This is a genomic window from Sporosarcina jiandibaonis (assembly GCF_013184495.1).
Taxonomy (GTDB): domain Bacteria; phylum Bacillota; class Bacilli; order Bacillales_A; family Planococcaceae; genus Sporosarcina; species Sporosarcina jiandibaonis.
The window spans coordinates 927,114-944,493 of record NZ_JAAOIY010000001.1; the positions used below are offsets into that span (position 1 = coordinate 927,114).

Consider the following 17,380-nt stretch of genomic DNA (forward strand, 5'->3'; position numbering starts at 1 on the left):
GCAAAATAGGCGCAGCTATGCCACTGTACTTTCCGTGCAACCTTCCCAGCCTCTCTGGACTGATTTTAAAGGTATCGCTATTTGATTACTTTTTAGTAGTATACTTTTACTTTTCTTGAATGTCAACGTTATTACGAATGTTTTCAACCAACTCTTGAAAATCCGCTGGAGGCTCCACCGTAAATTCTAGATATTCCCCTGTTTGTGGATGTATGAATCCAAGTGTTCCTGCGTGAAGTACTTGACCGCCAAAATCGATTGTTTCTGCTTGACCATATTTCGGATCACCGACTAATGGATGGCCGATATATTTCATGTGGACACGAATTTGATGCGTTCTTCCCGTTTCCAAAGTACATTCAACAAGTGTATATTCCCCGAATCGTTCGAGCACTTTAAAGTGAGTGATCGCATCTTTCCCTTTATCCGTCACGGTCATACTTTGTCTATCGCGACTATCCCGGCCGATCGGCGCATCGATTGTTCCGTTGTCATGCGGGATATGCCCGTGCACGAGTGCCGTGTAGACTCTTTTCACAGATTTTTCAACGAGTTGATTGACAAGTGAAATATGCGCTACATCATTTTTGGCCACCATCAATAATCCCGATGTGTCTTTGTCGGTTCGGTGGACAATGCCTGGTCGCAGAACGCCGTTTATCCCGGACAAATCTTTGCAATGATACATGAGCCCATTTACAAGCGTGCCACTCGCGTGCGACTTTGCAGGATGCACGACCATTCCACGAGGTTTATTGACAACGAGGACATCACCATCCTCATAAACAATGTCTAAGTCCAAATCCTCCGCCGTGATGTCGAGCTCTTCAGGTTCTGGCTCATCGACTGTTAATAGATCGCCTGTTTTCACACGGTAATTAGGTTTAACTATTTTCTTATTGACTAAAACATCGCCATCTTTTATCCATTGTTGAATTTGAGTCCGTGATAAATCCGGTCGACTCGTCGACAAAACTTTATCAATACGGCTGCCTTCGTCTTCTTCTTGTATTTCGATACGAATAATTTCCATTTACGACACCTTTTTCTTATTCTTTTTTTCATCCAAAATGATATGGATAATGAGTATAGCTACGCCGATTGTCAAAGCGGCGTCAGCGACATTAAATATCGGGAAATCGTAATTGATAACTGGAATTAGAACAGAAACAAAATCGACAACTTCTCCGCGCAGTAAACGATCGATAAAATTACCGATTGCGCCTCCGAGAAGTAACATTAAACTGATACTAAAAAGTTTATGTCCGCGTGCTTCTTTATGAAAGTAGTAAATAATTCCCGCAACGACGATGACTGTAACGATGTAAAACAACCACATTTGCCCTTCTAACATGCCCCATGCCGCACCTCTATTTCGATGCGAAAGCAGACTCAAATAGGGTTCGAAAATTGTAATTCTTTCTCCCAATTGCATATTGGTTGCAACGAGCCATTTCGTTATTTGATCAATTAATATAACAACTATTGCCAATGCATAATAAATAAGCAAGACCGACAACTCCCGTCAACAGATTCACTATTAATATTACCATAAAAAAAGAAACAGTTGCAGCAATCGTCATACAAAGACTGCCACAACTGTCCATTTACAATTCATTTATTATGAATAATAATTTTTCACGACTTCTGCACAGCGCGTACAAACTTCTGGATGTGTTTCATCCTCGCCGACTGTTTCAGAAATTGTCCAGCAACGATCGCATTTTTCGCCGTCCGCCTTTTCAACTAGCACACTGACTGTATCTAGTTTCAGCGCATTTTCTGGTGCAGACAGAGCGTCGCCTTCAATGAATTTCGATACGATGAAGAACTGAGCATAATCGATATCATCCGCTTTAAAGATATCGTTTAACGCTTCAGGAACGAAGACAGTGACTTTCGCTTCTAACGACTTTCCGATTCCTTTGTCGTTTCTCGCCACTTCAAGCGCTTTTAGGACATCGTCTCGGACGAGCATCAATGTAGCGAAACGCTCTTCTAATTGCTCTGCTTTCGCACCCAAGTCCATCGATTCTGGCATATCTGTCAGTTGAACACTTTCTTCTTCTACATGTTCCAGATGCGACCACATTTCATCTGCTGTATGCGGTAGAATCGGTGCTAATAATTTTACTAACGAAAGCAATGATTCATACATGACCGTCTGCATCGAGCGACGATGTGGATGTTCTTTATTTTCGATATAAACGACATCTTTTGCGATATCTAGATAGAATGAGCTTAAAATTCCTGTACAGAAATTATTCACCGCATGATATACGCCTGCAAATTCATAGTCCTCATACGCCCCGCGAACTTCTTTGATCAAACCTTGCAGTTTGACGTAGACGTATTGATCAACCGGACGAAGATCTTCAAATGCGATGCTGTCCGTTTTCGGATTGAAGTCAGATGTGTTTCCGTGAACGAAACGGAATGTGTTACGGATTTTTCTGTACACTTCTCCAACTTGTTTAAAGTTCGAATCCGAAACGCGAACATCCGCAGTATAGTCTACTGAAGATACCCATAAGCGAAGAATCTCCGCTCCAAATTGGTTCATCACTTTTTCTGGCACGATTACATTCCCGACAGACTTACTCATTTTGCGTCCATTGCCGTCAAGCGTGAATCCGTGACTTAATACGCCTTTATACGGTGCATGGCCATTAATCGCCACGCTGGTCGTAAGCGAAGAGTTAAACCATCCGCGGTACTGGTCGGATCCTTCCAAGTACAAATCAGCAGGATAGACGAGATCATCTCTTTCTTCAAGAACGCCTTGATGAGTTGATCCAGAATCGAACCAAACATCCATGATGTCAGTTTCTTTTGTAAATACGCCGTTCGGACTGCCTTCATGCACAAAGCCTTCTGGCAATAAATCCTTAGCATCCCACTCGAACCAAATGTTAGAACCGTGCTCGCGGAATAATTCTGACACGCGTGCAATCGTTTCTTCCGTAATAATTGAATCGCCATTTTCCGCATAAAAAACAGGAATTGGAACTCCCCAAACGCGTTGACGTGAAATACACCAGTCCCCACGGTCGCGTACCATATTGTATAGACGCGTTTCTCCCCATGAAGGCGTGAATTTCGTTTCTTTAATCGCAGTCAGCAAGTCGTCGCGGAAAGTTTCAATGGAAGCAAACCACTGTGCCGTTGCACGGAAAATAACAGGTTTTTTCGTTCTCCAATCATGCGGATACGAGTGAGTCACAAATGATAATTTTCTAAGGGCGCCTTCTTTATCTAGCGCTTCTGAAACTGCTTTGTTTGCATCGTCGTAGAAAAGACCTTCAAACCCTGGTGCTTCCGCAGTCATGACTCCACGGTCATCAACTGGACATAATGCATCGATACCGTAAGCGCGGGAAACATAAAAGTCTTCTTCCCCGTGTCCCGGTGCGGTATGAACGCAACCTGTACCAGCATCGATTGTAACGTGGTCGCCGAGCATAATTAGTGATTCGCGATCGTACAACGGGTGTTTAGCTTTGATGCGGTCCAGTTCAGCACCTTTTAGAACTCGTTGAACTGTATAGTCTTCCCAACCGATTTCTTCAGCCACAAAGGATAGTAAATCTTCCGCAATAATGAATTTTTCTTCCCCGACTTTAACAATAATATAATTAAATTCTGGATGTACTGTAATTCCAAGGTTTGCCGGAATCGTCCAAGGTGTCGTCGTCCAGATTAAAAACTGCACATCGTTTTCAAGCACACCGCGTCCGTCCTTAATAGGGAAACTGACATAGATAGAAGGTGATCTTTTATCTTGATATTCAATTTCCGCTTCAGCTAGAGCTGATTCACTTGATGGAGACCAAAATACCGGGCGCAACCCTTTGTAAATATAGCCTTTTCTAGCCATTTCACCGAAAACTTGAATTTGACGCGCTTCGAATTCAGGTTTCAGGGTAATGTATGGATTATCCCAAGCTCCGCGTACGCCAATGCGTTTAAATTGTGATCGTTGGTTATCGATTTGTTTAAGCGCATATTCTTCGCACATTTTTCGGAACTCTGCAACTGAATGATCACTTCTTTTCACGCCAGTGTTAACAAGTGCTTGCTCAATTGGCAAACCATGCGTATCCCATCCAGGGACATAAGGCGCGTTGTAGCCAGTCATCGATTTATAACGGACAATCATGTCTTTCAGCACTTTGTTAAGCGCGTGGCCCATGTGCAAATCGCCGTTCGCATACGGTGGCCCATCATGCAAAACAAAAAACGGTCGATCTTTGGTGCGTTCTTGCACCTTGTCGTAAATGTTCATCTCTTCCCACTTCGCTTGCATTTCCGGCTCTTTATTCGGTAGATTCCCGCGCATCGGGAATTTTGTATTTGGCATCAATAATGTATCTTTATAATCCATTAAAAATCCTCCTTATTAAACTGTTCTTATATTAAATAAAATAAAATAAAAAAACCCCGTCCCTAAAAAGGGACGAGGATTACTCGCGATACCACCCTACTTGCAGCTATAAAAATGCTGCCACTCAGATACCATAACGGAGGTACATCCGGATTTGCGTACTAAAAATTCCGCAAACCAGCTCAAGAGTGATTTTCATTTCCAGGTTATATTCCAGGCTCTCACCACCCCTGAATCGCTTTATACAACATCAAAAAAGTTTTATACAAAACTTTCTATTTTGGAAATTACTATCTCTGTCAACGCTTGTCGACTAAATGAAATTCAATTCTGTTACTGACAATATATGCACATAATTGTTAATTACAATATATGCCCATAATTATAATTGTGAACTAATTATGAGTCAAGTTTTAATGAACTTATGACTCTTCTGCTACTTTATGAAATTTTTCTGCATCAACTTCATACTCAAGCAGATCATCCCAGTCATTAGCTTGGACTAAATCCAATTGTGCTTCGATGAGCATTTTAAAACGATTCCTGAAAACCTTGGATTGTTTTTTCAAATCTTCAATTTCCACTGCAATTTTCTGTGCACGCGAAAGCGCTTCATTTACAATGCGGTCAGCATTTTTCTCAGCTTCTTTTATAATCAGCTTTGCTTCTTTCATCGAATTGCGTCGAACGTCTTCTGCAGCTTCTTGCGCCGTGAGAATCGACTTTTGGAGTGTCGTTTCGATGGTATTGAAATGAGTGATTTGCTCTGTTGATTGTTTTAAACTATTTTCCAAAGCCTTTTTTTCTTCAAGCACATTTTCATAATCTTTAAGTACTTGTTCCAAAAATTCATTTACCTCGTCTTCATCATACCCACGAAACATTGAGCGGCTAAATTCTTTGTTATGTATATCAAGCGGTGATAATGCCATATGTCGAATCCTCCTATTACCTTAGTAAATATCATTATACATAAAAATCGGTCATTATGACACCAATTATCAGTATTTTCACATTTAGTTTGTGATTTTTATTCAAGTTGACCGGTTAGAAGTCGAACTTTATCTTTCCGTGTTCTTCCTTCTACCGCTATTATTTTGAAACGGCCGAAACCTCGAATTGATAACATATCAGATTCATACAGTTCGGCTGATGGATCACTTTGCGTCGCCCAGTTCACTCGTACTCTATCGTTGCGGATTAATACGGATGCTTTTTGACGAGAAAGATTTAATAGCGAAGCGACAACAGCGTCAAGTCGCATAGAACTGACGATTTGCAGCGATTCAATCCACGTATCATGCGTAACAATCAGCTCTTCCTTAGTTAAAACTTCTTCAACAGACACTTTTGCTTTTCCAATCGATGTGAAGTTTGCTGTCATATAATCTTTCAAATCAGAGACGACGGCAAATTGCACTTCATCCCCAGCAAGTTGGATATCGCCAAATTTAGCACGGTCGATACCAAGTGACATGAGCGAACCAAGAATATCTTTGTGCTCTAACGTTAAAAACTTCGTAGCATATTTAACGCGAAATACAGTCACTTCAAAATCATTTGGTTCTGGAACATAATAACTTGGAAATAGTAGTACCCTCATTCTCTCACTTTCTGGGTAAGCGCCGAATGAGTCTGCTAATATATCAGTTCCGCCAATTAGCGATTCGATTATAAATCGTTCCCTGGGATCTAGAAAATCAGTCAATTTAGGTGCATACGAGTTCTCCACGTCACGCACCCAGCCCATAGCCATTTCAATGAAAGGTTGTTCATCATTTCTAAAATGTTGCATGATTGCATCCATGACCTATACTCCTCATCTACGCTGCAAAAACTATCCAAAAAAGTAATTGTCTAATTTGATTAGCTGTTTCTATAATGTTTTAAAAACCCCCACAATTGTGAGGATTTAGAGGTTGTTAAAACATTCCTTTTAGAATCATATTAAATATAGTCGTTATGCCTCCGGAAATAAATCGCAAAGCGAAAATCGCGACAATCGGCGAAATATCGATCATACCAAGCGGCGGGATGAACTGCCGGAAAAAAGATAAATACGGTTCAACAACTTTACCCAATAATTGACCGAATTTACCTTCGCGAATTGATGGTACCCAAGACATTAAAATATAAGCGATGAGCAGAAAACTATATAACGTAATTGCGTTGATTATTAAATCATGTAATATTACTATAAATTGAGCCATTATGAATCGTACACCTCATCTAGTTTCTATTGTTCGAAATAATCGGATATGGCCCCAGCGACTTCAACGGTATCTGGCACGCATAGAAAAATATCTGTTCCGATACGCTGAATGTCTCCACCTAGCGCATATACTGTACCGCTTAGAAAATCAATTATGCGCACGCCTGATTCCCGCTCGATACGTTGCAAATTAACAACTACCGCCCTCTTGTTCTTCAAGTGTTCGGAAATGTCTTGCGCTTCAGCATAGACACGCGGTTCTATAAGAATCACTTTAGATGATTTTTGAACACTTTGCAAACTGACGACTCTAGCGGATGGTTGCTCAGTTTTAACTGGTTGCTGCGGACGAGCTTTAGTCCTTTTCTGAGGTTCGATCGAACGTTGTTCTTCTTGTTTCTTTTGGGGTTCTGCTTCTTCGTATTCTTCATCTAGATAAAACCAGTTTTGGAATTTGTTTTTAAGACTCATCTGACACCCTCGCTTTCTACTCCGACTAATGCGGTTCCGATTCGTACGAATGTCGCGCCTTCTTCAATTGCAATTGAGTAATCATTTGACATTCCCATTGAGAGTTCTGTACAAGGCGCATGCGGCATATTCTTTTCTTTTAATCGATCTCGAAGGATTCTCATCTTGCTGAAAACCGAACGAATTAATGCTTCATCTTCAGTATTTGGCGCCATTGTCATTAAACCGACTACATGAATTTTATCGAAATCGGCTAGTTCATCTATAAAACCATCAAGATTCTCTGGTGTGACACCCGATTTAGATTCTTCCCCTGAAACATTTACCTGCACGAAACAATTAATTGGATTAGATGCTCGTTTTTGAATTTCTTTCGCAATGCTTTTTCTGCTCAGAGAATGCAAATAGCTTATATTTCCAACAATATCCCGAACTTTCCGGCTTTGAATATTCCCGATAAAATGCCAGGAAACATTTGCATCTATCATGTTTTGTTGTTTCCTGACAAGACCTTCAGCACGGTTTTCACCAAGATTTATTATTCCTTCATTTACTACTTCCGTCGCTCTTTGTTCTGAAACGCTTTTCGTTACAGCAACTATCGTTATTTCCGATTGATCTCTGCCAACTTTGGTACATGCTTCTGAAATATTTTGTTTGATTTCTTGTATACGTTTTTGAAGATTGCCCATTCTAATCACTACTTTTCATATATCTTTCAATTCATTGTACCAAGCAAAGCTTCACTTTTCAATGAAATATCATTCTTTTCCAGCTTTCTTGCCTACGAGGACAATATCTTTTCCGATTATCGAAATATCTTTCAGACGTATTTTTTTCACATTTTTTTGTTTGGAATCAAAAAAAAGACTTCTTTCACCGATGTTTACGTGTAGTGATTCTACTTTTCCATTGGCGATATCGATTGTCGCGTCTTGAACATAACCAAGAAAAGAGCCTTTTGTAGCATCAATAACTTCCTTTTTTTGAATTTCAGAAAACTTCATGTCAACACCCCTTTACATGAATATATGCTTGTAAATAGAAAATAACGCAATGCATTGTTTGCATTGCGCTAAAAGTATCATAAAAGTTCATACTAATTCTACAGTGTGACAAAAATATGCTTTTCGAACTTATATATCTTGTTCCATGCCGTCTCTTATTGTCTGAATCGCACTCTTTTCAAGTCTCGAAATTTGCGCTTGCGAAATACCAAGTTCTTTAGCAATTTCCGTTTGCGTCTGACCGAGGTAAAATCGTTTTGAAAGGATATCTTGTTGTCTTTCGTTCATTGATGAAACCGTCTCTTTTACCGAAACATATGTCAGCCATCTTTCTTCAGATACAGTTTTATCTTGTAGTTGGTCCATCAAAAATACGGGATCACCATCGCCGCTGTTCATTGGTTCATGGAGCGACATTGGATCTTGTATTGCATCAAGTGCATAAAGAATTTCATCGGCCGGTATTCCTGTCGCATCTTCCAAATCGGAGAGTCGCGGTTCCTGTTGCTTTTCATTTATAAATTCTTCTCTTGCTCTCATTGCTTGATACGCGATATCACGAAGTGATCTTGACACCCGAATTGCATGATGATCGCGCAAATGCCTTTTGATTTCTCCGATTATCATTGGAACAGCGTACGTTGAGAACCGAACATTGTGCTTCAGATCAAAATTGTCAATTGACTTTAATAGTCCAATACATCCAACTTGAAACAAATCATCTGCTTGTTCGCCTCGGTAGATGAATCTTTGAACTAAACTTAGAACTAAGCGTAAATTTCCAATTACAAGTTCTTCCCTTGCGGACATGTCACCACTTTGCAATCGGACAAATGTTTCTCGCATCACTTCATTTGAGAGTAATGGCAATTCAGATGTATCGATTCCGCATATTTCAACTCGTGTACGTGCCATTCGCTTTTCCTCCACATTCTGTAGATGACTGTACGAAATAGTCTATCCGCAGAAAAGCGAAATATGCGAAAATGAACAGCTCCAATTTCAACCATTATGCAATAGGATGATTCAACATTTCACGCAATTCCATTATAATCTTCTTTTCGAGACGTGATATATAGGATTGAGAAATACCGAGCATATCCGCAACTTCTTTTTGTGTCATTTCGACTTTTCCAGTTAATCCGAAACGACATGCCATAATATATCGTTCTCTTTCATCAAGTGTCCGAATTGCTTCAATCATATGTTGGCGCTCAATTTTGCGCTCGACATTATCGATTATTATCGTTGCTTCTGTGCCAAGGATGTCCGACAATAATAGCTCGTTACCATCCGCGTCAGAATTTAACGGTTCATCAAAAGAAATTTCCGATTTTGTCCGATTTGTTTTTCGAAGATGCATTAAAATTTCATTTTCAATACATCGTGAAGCATACGTGGCAAGCTTAATGTTTTTATCCGGTTTAAATGTTTCAATAGCTTTTATAAGTCCAATCGCTCCAATACTAATAAGGTCTTCAATATGCGTATTGGTATTATCAAATCGACGCGCAATGTAAACGACAAGACGCAAATTCTTTTCGATCAATGTATCGCGTGCATCCATGTCCCCTTCCATGAAAGCACGAATTGTAACAGCCTCTTCTTCCCTAGATAGCGGCTTCGGGAGCGCCCCATGTCCTCCAATATAATACGTACCGTTTTTCTTCCTTTTTAAAAATGAGGTGATAATCGACAACCACTCTTTTGCTTTATGCAGCATGTACAGTTCCCCTTTCTTCAATTATTGTTTCCATTGCAGAGACGTGTAAGATTGCTCCGGTGCCATTCGGATAGCGTCGATCTTCTTTTGTTAAAACAATATAACCCTGTTCGAGTTCATTTCCTCCTTCGATTGTCCATTTTTCAAATTTGATGCCGACTGCCCAAGAATGTCCCTGTACCGTCATAAGCTTAATAAGCCGGATGTTTCTCAAAAACTCTTCTGGAAATTGCGTTAATGTGGAAGGTCCTTGCGGATCCCAGGATAATAAGGACTTTTTTAATTCTTCTGGGATAACATCTTCTAATAGCCGAAATGAGACAAAATGAACAGGTGCCCCTGAAAGAGGCTCAGTGCAACTATTTCCAGAGTCGACAAAGACGGAAATTTGAATCTTTTCATTCCAAATGTAAAGTGTCGAGTCGGCGATTAACTCGGAAACACGCCGTACTGTTCGAACATCTAGCCATTTCTTTTTCATTAAATAAAGGGAGATATAGGCGATTACGGCATAGAGTAATATAGATATGCTGCCGCTTGGAGTGGTTATTTGGTTTTGGAGTACTGTCAGCAATCCTCCCGCAACTACTGCACCGATCAGGACCATCACTGCAGAATTTTTCCACTGTTCCTGTCCAATTCCAAAAGCGCAGATTGTCATACAAATAAATGAAATCAGTATCGCAATCACGGACGATGGAAAAAAAGTAACTGGAATAGCACCGAGTAAACTAGCAATAATGAGACGTCCACGTGTCGCCCCGGCACTAACTACTTTGTTTGCGAATGAGAGAATCACAAAATTAAACAGCATATTGAGTCCGATAATTAGCTCACCATACATAGGACGCCCTCCCTATGACTAACATTAGCACGCAGGTATTGAAATGTTTGTCGGATTGAGGAAGAAAATCAAAAAAACATTCGACATTTATTTTTATACCGGGATTATATGATTGTTCATTTACATGTATGATTTATATAGAATACTTTCTTAAGATTGAACTGTATCTTTCCGCACTTTGTGGATGCATCCCGCAACGCGTGGGACGACAATTTTATTCCCGTATCTCGATGGTTTATTCCCGCGACGCGTGAGTCGACAATTTTATTCCCGTATCGGAGTCGTTTGCTCCCGTAACGGACCAGCTTATTCCCGTATCTCGATGGTTTATTCCCGCAACCCGTGGGTCGCCAGTTTTGTTCAGTAAAATTATTAAACAAAAAAAGACTTTCTAGTAAGCTATTAACCTACTAGAAAGTCTTTAAGTTTATTTGCGGCGTTGACGGTTACGTAAAAATGTCGGGATATCTAATCCGTCATCGGCGTGGTTGTTTTGTTGATGACGAGCTGGTTCAGGTTCGTGGTGTTGAAACTGTTCCTGCTCCTCACGGCGCACTTGTACACGCGGACGTTCAATCTGTTGCTCACGAGGCTGCGGACGACTCTGTGCCGCTGCTCCGAAGCCTGAGCTTCTTGTAGGGCGCGATGCAACTAATTGCTCCTCGGTAAACCCTGTAGCAATGACAGTCACGATAATTTCATCTTTAAGATTATCATTTATTACAGAACCGAAAATCATATTGACATCTTCATCTGATGCAGACGCGACAATATCCGCCGCTTCTTGCACTTCGAAGAGACTTAAGTTAGATCCGCCTGTAATGTTCATAAGAACACCTTTTGCACCGTCAATCGACGTTTCAAGCAATGGACTTGAAATAGCTTTTTTTGCCGCTTCCGATGCGCGGTTTTCACCTGTAGAAACACCAATACCCATTAGAGCTGAACCTTTGTTTGACATAATTGTTTTCACGTCAGCAAAGTCAAGGTTTATCAGTCCAGGTACTGCGATTAAATCGGATATGCCTTGTACACCTTGTCTGAGAACATTATCGGCTTCGCGGAATGCTTCAAGCATCGGTGTATTTTTATCGACAATTTCAAGTAATTTATCGTTCGGAATCACAATTAGCGTATCTACGGATTCTTTCATCGCAGTAATACCGCCAATTGCTTGTGTTTGACGTTTACGTCCTTCAAATGTAAACGGTCTAGTAACCACTCCTACAGTTAGCGCACCAAGATCCTTTGCAACTTGAGCAATAACCGGCGCAGCACCTGTACCTGTTCCGCCACCCATTCCCGCAGTCACAAACACCATATCCGCACCGCGCAATGCCTCTTCAATTTGTTCTTTACTTTCATCCGCTGCCTTTTTTCCAACTTCCGGGTTAGCACCAGCACCAAGGCCACGCGTTAGTTTCGTTCCAATTTGCAATTTAACTTCTGCAGATGATAGATTGAGTGCTTGAGCATCCGTGTTCACCGCGATGAACTCTACTCCTTCTACACCATGCTCTATCATTCGGTTAACAGCATTATTTCCCCCGCCTCCAACGCCAATCACTTTAATGACTGCGAGTTGGTCAACGTTCGTTTCAAATTCTAGCATCATTTCTCCTCCTTATCCTACTTACAAGATTCTTCTATTTTTAGTATTCTGCTATTCGAAAAAGTTATCGAAAACTTTCTTTGCCCGATTAAACAAACCAGGTTTGCTTTCTTGGTTTCTTTCAGGTTGTCTATTCGAGTTCGTATGCGTCGTTGCAGATGCTTCGACAACCGAGGCAGGTGGACCATCAGATGTTGCACCAAAATAAGCCTCATGCATATATGCATATCGGATTAGCCCGACCGCAGTCGTATACATTGGCTCTCTTACACCTATGAATTCCGGAGTATGCACACGAACCCGCGATTTTAAGATGTGTCTAGCTAACTGAAGAATACCGTCTAGCTTTGTAATTCCGCCAGTCAAAACTACCCCGCCAGGCAAATCACGAACGCCCATCTTATAGAGCTCTTCTAAAATGAGTTCGAAAAGTTCTGCTAGCCTGACTTCAATAATTTCTGATATGTATCGCTGGCTGTATTGGTCTTTTGAATCGGCTCCTATGACTGGAACTTCGAAAAGCTCATCGTCAGATGCATCGTCGTAAAAAGCATGTCCATATTGATGCTTGATTTTCCTTGCTTGTTCGGTTGGTGTTTTTAAAACAATCGATAAATCCTTTGTTATGTGGTCGCCGCCTACTGGTATCACGCTCGTAGCCATAAATCGATCATCACCAAAAATAGAAATGGTGGTCGAACCCCCACCTATATCAATAAACGCAGTCCCATGATTTTTTTCATCATCTGAGAGCGCGAATGTTCCCGAAGCTAAAGGTTGCAAAAAGATATCGCGTATTGTCAAGCCGGCGCGTTCAACGCATCTTAAAATATTATGAAGCAATGTCTTTGACGTTGTAAATAATGTTCCGTCCATTTCTAAACGGACGCCAATCATACCTCGTGGATCTGTAATTTCACCATAATCATCTACTATAAATTGTTTCGGAATAATATTAACAATTTCGCGTTCTGGCGGTACAGACATCGCTTGGGCCGAATTCATGACCCGATCAAGATCTTCATCCGTAATTTCGCGGTTTTCTGAACTTACCGCTACTACGCCTTTAACATCTTGAAGTACCACTCCATTGGCTGGTATGCCTAATACAACTTCATGAATTTGCATACCTGTCATTCGCTCAGCTTGATCAACAGCTTTTTTAATTGACTCGACAGTGGCGTCGATGTCTATTATTGTTCCTTTGCGAATTCCGGCTGATTGAACGTTCCCTACTCCAATAACATGTAGAGTCCCGCCATCAACTTCACCAATTAGCACTTTTACTGATGATGATCCTATATCTAATGACACGTACAATTCTGATTGGTTCAATGACTGGCACCTCCAAATTCAATTGTTATATACCATTCTATTGCATTATAACAGTATTGTCTAAATAATTTTGGCATTATATAAATGTTTCCTTTCATTTGGCATTTTCCGCATTGGAACCTTGTCTTTTTTCCATCCATTTGGCAAGAAGTATTCTACGGATAACCGCGATATTTTGAAATAATCGTACACCAAATGCGAAAATAGCTGCTAAATATAAGTCTACGCCGAGATGTACGCCCAAAAACGCAAGACCTGCTGCAAGCGCGATATTAAAGAAAAATCCCGAAATAAATACTTTATCATCATAAACTTGCTGTAAATGAGCACGTATCCCGCCAAACAAAGTATCCAGCGCAGCTAGAACGGCGATTGATAAGTAATTGCCGTAAATTTGCGGGATATGAATGTCTGATAGAAGTCCAAGTGTTACGCCGAGTATCAGCCCTAAAAAAGGCAACCACATGGTCATTCCCCTTTCGGCAATTCTTTTAAGTACAAATTAGTATATCGTTCTTTCCAACCCCGGATATTAATTTCTTTCTCCGGTTCTCCAATTTCTAATATTAAATTATCAAGATAAAATTCATCATGAATTTCAGAAGCATGCAATGTACTATAAAGCTTTTCCGAGTTGGCAAACGATTGGGTTATGATTTTCACACTAAAAGGGGGTACCGATACATTTAAGCCATCTACTGTTGTTTTTCCGTTAATATCCCGAATGGAACTTAACGAAGTAAATCTTTTCCCGTCGATTTCGATTGAATTTCCTTTGATTCGATTGATTTCATTAATGAATCGCGTAAGTAAATCGGGAGAAACGCCCTCAATCGGCAACCCGAATGCAACGCTTTCCGCGGATGGACGTATTTTAATGATCAACCCAGGGCCTTTCATGTCTGTCATGCCTGCTTGTTCATAAAGCTTGTCCACTGTTTTCAAAAGTGCTTTGCCGGCATTCTCTTCTTTTGACGATTCGTATGATTCAATTGTTTTATCCAATTCGCGGAGGTCGGATAGTAATTCTGAGTGGATTTTTTTCTCGGCCGCTAATTCCTGTCGAATTGCCCAAACGTCTCGGGTATCGCGCACTTCAGGTTTTTTAACTGAATTGTACTGAACAGCCACCATAAACCCTATTATGAGCAGCACTACCGTGAATTTGTATTGATTTCGCACCTGGGCTACCACCTCCTCCGCGCTGAACTTATTCCCCCAAAGCAGCCAATTTTATTTCTTTCATTTGCTCTGTTGTAACCACAATGTTATCTCGGATTAGTCCATCGATAACTCCTCCTTTTAAATATAGGGAGGAAGCGAGTACGTCTGAATCACCGATTGCTTCAATTACGAAAGGTGCCGGAAAGGTTTTTCCGTCCACCGTAATAACCGGTCCCGTACATTTTATAAAGGAATTTGCTGTAATTCGCTGACCGTTGATTGATAACCCTTGCGCCCCTGAAATTCTTAATTCATTTATCACTTTGAAAATATGACTTTCATGGACAATATAATCATTTGGATTTTGTTCCACTGGATCGTAGTCGGCATCTGTCAGTGTTATTTTGATGCCTGGGCCAGCAGCTGGAATTACACCAAGCAGCAAGCGAAGATCTTTTGCTTCTTCAACTAAGTCAGCATGAGCTTTTTCCTTATCGGAAAATGATTGTTCATATGACCGTATGCCTTCCTGCTTGACGCCGATTTCTTCGGAAAGTTCCTTATTTCGTTCTTTTTGTAAAATTAATTCTTCTCGGTACTTTTCTTCTTGCAAGAATGAATCAGACACCGGGTACATTGATTCCTTACTTTTCCCTAATGTTTTATACGAAAATGCAAGTATGAAACCGAGGACGAGAAATACGATTGAAAACAAAATATGCCGACCTTTTTTCTTGTAGTCGTCATTCATCTTCTTCGGCACTCTCATCACCCTCCTCGCTTAAACCGTACACCTTACTATACGGGGTGAAAAACGTGCCAACTTCCATATCAATTACGCCCTTTTCGTGATCATGCAATTGAGCTGTAATTTCTGGATAATAGGACATTTTTTCGGCGAATGTCGAAATCATTGCACGGACTTCATATCCATCGTACATATAAACCGTTAAGTCCGTTGAGCCATGGCCTTTTTCATTCAATATGATTTCTGAAATTAATTGATATACATTTTTTTCTAGTTTCAAAAGCTGGTTTGTCATCCTCTTCCGACTCTTCGCATCGTCGAAGCCATTTAAGATAGGCGCTTTGTCGCTTGGTTTTAATTCGTCAGTCGAAAATATTTCCCCATCTTCTAGTAACAAGCTAAATTGACCATCTTTCTCAATATAACCAACCGTGTCCCATTCAGTAATTTTTATTTCGATATCATGAATCCATTTTCGAGAAATAGAAGCATTTTTTACAGTTTCCAGGTTTTCAAGCACTTCCTCAGTCCCTTTAGTTGAAAATCCCCAAAAAGACTTGTCCTTTAATAGACCGCTAGTTTCTATGTAAAATTCCTTATCATGTAAATTAGCTCCCGTGACTGTCACTTTATTAATCTTACTAAATGGTGACTGGAAATAAAGAATGACAAGGAGAGCTAAGGCAAAGATTGATAAGATAAAGATGAATTTCTTATTGGTTCTTCTGCGTCTTTTTTCTCGCATTGATGGTATGCGTTCTTCTATATCGATGACTTTATCCATATTGCTCCCCCCGATTCCTTATGTTTTTTCATTCATGAAATGCATGACTATGCCTACGGCTATCCACGTCGTCATGAGTGATGAGCCGCCATAACTGATAAATGGCAGCGTTACACCCGTGACGGGTAACAAACCAGAAACTACGCCTATATTTAAAAAGGTTTGAAATAGGATCATAGACCCCATCCCGGTTATAGCGAGAAATGAGAAACGGTCTTTTGATCTGATCGCAATTCCAAATGTGGCTACGAGAAGAACTATGAATAATAGAAGGATAATCGTAGCGCCTAAAAACCCCGACTCTTCCGCAATAATCGAGAAGATGAAATCATTTTGAGGCTCGGGCAAATACAAATACTTTTGACGGCTATTTCCATAACCGTGCCCGAAGAGTCCGCCCGGGGCAATTGCAAATAGCGATTGAATTCCTTGAAACCCTGTACCGAGCGGATCGCTCCACGGGTCGATATATGATTTAATACGATCGAGCCGATACGATGCTGCAGCAATTAACCCGATAAATGCAGCCAAGCCCGCGACTCCGATGATTGTAAAAAAACGTAATGAATAGCCAGCTACGAACAAAACGATGAATGCTGAAACAATCAATATAACAGTCGAGCCGAGGTCGGGTTGTAACATGATCAAGCCAGCCGGAAGTAAAATAATGCCGATATCCTTAAGGTTGAAGACGTATTTACTACTGCTTCTAAATCTCAGACTGCTTGCGAGCATAGTGATGACAGTGATTTTCGCAAATTCCGCCGGTTGAATACTCAGCGGTCCTAATACAATCCAACTTTGCGATCCGTTGCGAAAAGCGCCGATACCGGGTATTTTAACTGCTATAAGAGCTACTATTACGAGCCAATAGATAATCGTCCATGTTTTTTCTTTTGATGTCAACGGGCTTTTCATGATAAAAAATGCAATGCCCATGGATACTACCATATGAATCGATTGTTTGATAATAAATGGAGAAGAATTTTCGTAATATACGGTACCCCAATAAGAACCTGCGGAATGGACAAAAGCCAATCCTATACACGATAATGCGATTGCCGATAAGACAAACGCTATCTTCAATTTCTTTTCC

The 17,380-nt window shown here is 40.6% G+C and carries 19 protein-coding genes and 1 other annotated feature; all 19 genes read right to left on the reverse strand.

What is annotated here, in order from left to right; genetic code table 11:
• Positions 1–106: 106 nt before the first annotated feature.
• A complete protein-coding gene (locus G8782_RS04820) occupies positions 107–1,033 on the reverse strand; it encodes an RluA family pseudouridine synthase (protein ID WP_172369753.1) in 927 nt (308 codons plus the stop codon).
• Complete coding sequence (gene lspA, locus G8782_RS04825; RefSeq protein WP_172369754.1) at positions 1,034–1,510, reverse strand: signal peptidase II; 477 nt, start codon at positions 1,508–1,510, stop codon at positions 1,034–1,036. It lies immediately after the preceding gene.
• A 111-nt stretch (positions 1,511–1,621) separates the two neighbouring features.
• Entirely contained in the window at positions 1,622–4,384 is a 2,763-nt protein-coding gene (ileS, locus tag G8782_RS04830; RefSeq protein WP_172369755.1) for an isoleucine--tRNA ligase, read from the reverse strand.
• Positions 4,385–4,449: 65 nt separating this feature from the next.
• Positions 4,450–4,696: a binding site (T-box leader), on the reverse strand.
• Between the two features lie 110 nt (positions 4,697–4,806).
• Entirely contained in the window at positions 4,807–5,316 is a 510-nt protein-coding gene (locus G8782_RS04835; protein WP_172369756.1) for a DivIVA domain-containing protein, read from the reverse strand.
• A 98-nt stretch (positions 5,317–5,414) separates the two neighbouring features.
• A complete protein-coding gene (locus G8782_RS04840) occupies positions 5,415–6,191 on the reverse strand; it encodes a YlmH family RNA-binding protein (protein ID WP_172369757.1) in 777 nt (258 codons plus the stop codon).
• Between the two features lie 115 nt (positions 6,192–6,306).
• The gene (locus G8782_RS04845) at positions 6,307–6,594 is read right to left on the reverse strand and encodes a YggT family protein (protein WP_172369758.1); all 288 of its coding nucleotides are present in this window, start codon (positions 6,592–6,594) and stop codon (positions 6,307–6,309) included.
• A 26-nt stretch (positions 6,595–6,620) separates the two neighbouring features.
• Positions 6,621–7,067 carry a cell division protein SepF gene (locus tag G8782_RS04850; RefSeq protein ID WP_172369759.1) on the reverse strand — a complete coding sequence of 149 codons (447 nt, stop codon included), beginning with the start codon at positions 7,065–7,067 and terminating at the stop codon, positions 6,621–6,623.
• Positions 7,064–7,759: a YggS family pyridoxal phosphate-dependent enzyme gene (locus tag G8782_RS04855; RefSeq protein WP_172369760.1), complete on the reverse strand. Its 696-nt coding sequence runs from the start codon at positions 7,757–7,759 to the stop codon at positions 7,064–7,066. Before G8782_RS04855 ends, G8782_RS04850 begins: the two co-directional genes overlap by 4 nt.
• Positions 7,760–7,828: 69 nt before the next feature.
• A complete protein-coding gene (locus G8782_RS04860; RefSeq protein ID WP_172369761.1) occupies positions 7,829–8,074 on the reverse strand; it encodes a PRC-barrel domain-containing protein in 246 nt (81 codons plus the stop codon).
• Between the two features lie 129 nt (positions 8,075–8,203).
• On the reverse strand, positions 8,204–8,989 hold the full coding sequence (gene sigG, locus G8782_RS04865; RefSeq protein ID WP_172369762.1) for an RNA polymerase sporulation sigma factor SigG: 786 nt from the start codon (positions 8,987–8,989) through the stop codon (positions 8,204–8,206).
• 94 nt (positions 8,990–9,083) lie between these two features.
• The gene (gene sigE / locus G8782_RS04870) at positions 9,084–9,797 is read right to left on the reverse strand and encodes an RNA polymerase sporulation sigma factor SigE (RefSeq protein ID WP_172369763.1); all 714 of its coding nucleotides are present in this window, start codon (positions 9,795–9,797) and stop codon (positions 9,084–9,086) included.
• Positions 9,787–10,641 carry a sigma-E processing peptidase SpoIIGA gene (locus tag G8782_RS04875; RefSeq protein ID WP_172369764.1) on the reverse strand — a complete coding sequence of 285 codons (855 nt, stop codon included), beginning with the start codon at positions 10,639–10,641 and terminating at the stop codon, positions 9,787–9,789. The genes sigE and G8782_RS04875 overlap by 11 nt, the downstream gene beginning before the upstream one ends.
• Before the next feature lie 427 nt (positions 10,642–11,068).
• Positions 11,069–12,253 carry a cell division protein FtsZ gene (gene ftsZ, locus G8782_RS04880; protein ID WP_172369765.1) on the reverse strand — a complete coding sequence of 395 codons (1,185 nt, stop codon included), beginning with the start codon at positions 12,251–12,253 and terminating at the stop codon, positions 11,069–11,071.
• Positions 12,254–12,304: 51 nt separating this feature from the next.
• Positions 12,305–13,588, reverse strand: a complete 1,284-nt coding sequence (ftsA, locus tag G8782_RS04885; RefSeq protein ID WP_172369766.1) for a cell division protein FtsA — start codon at positions 13,586–13,588, stop codon at positions 12,305–12,307.
• Between the two features lie 94 nt (positions 13,589–13,682).
• Positions 13,683–14,054 (reverse strand): small basic family protein, encoded by a 372-nt coding sequence (locus G8782_RS04890; protein ID WP_172369767.1) that lies wholly within the window; start codon positions 14,052–14,054, stop codon positions 13,683–13,685.
• A gap of 2 nt (positions 14,055–14,056) precedes the next feature.
• On the reverse strand, positions 14,057–14,770 hold the full coding sequence (locus G8782_RS04895) for a DUF881 domain-containing protein (RefSeq protein WP_343034956.1): 714 nt from the start codon (positions 14,768–14,770) through the stop codon (positions 14,057–14,059).
• A 28-nt stretch (positions 14,771–14,798) separates the two neighbouring features.
• The gene (locus G8782_RS04900; RefSeq protein WP_172369768.1) at positions 14,799–15,521 is read right to left on the reverse strand and encodes a DUF881 domain-containing protein; all 723 of its coding nucleotides are present in this window, start codon (positions 15,519–15,521) and stop codon (positions 14,799–14,801) included.
• Positions 15,496–16,284, reverse strand: coding sequence for a cell division protein FtsQ/DivIB (locus G8782_RS04905; protein WP_172369769.1), 789 nt, complete (start codon positions 16,282–16,284; stop codon positions 15,496–15,498). Before G8782_RS04905 ends, G8782_RS04900 begins: the two co-directional genes overlap by 26 nt.
• An 18-nt stretch (positions 16,285–16,302) precedes the next feature.
• On the reverse strand, positions 16,303–17,370 hold the full coding sequence (gene ftsW / locus G8782_RS04910) for a putative lipid II flippase FtsW (protein ID WP_343034958.1): 1,068 nt from the start codon (positions 17,368–17,370) through the stop codon (positions 16,303–16,305).
• Positions 17,371–17,380: the final 10 nt, after the last annotated feature.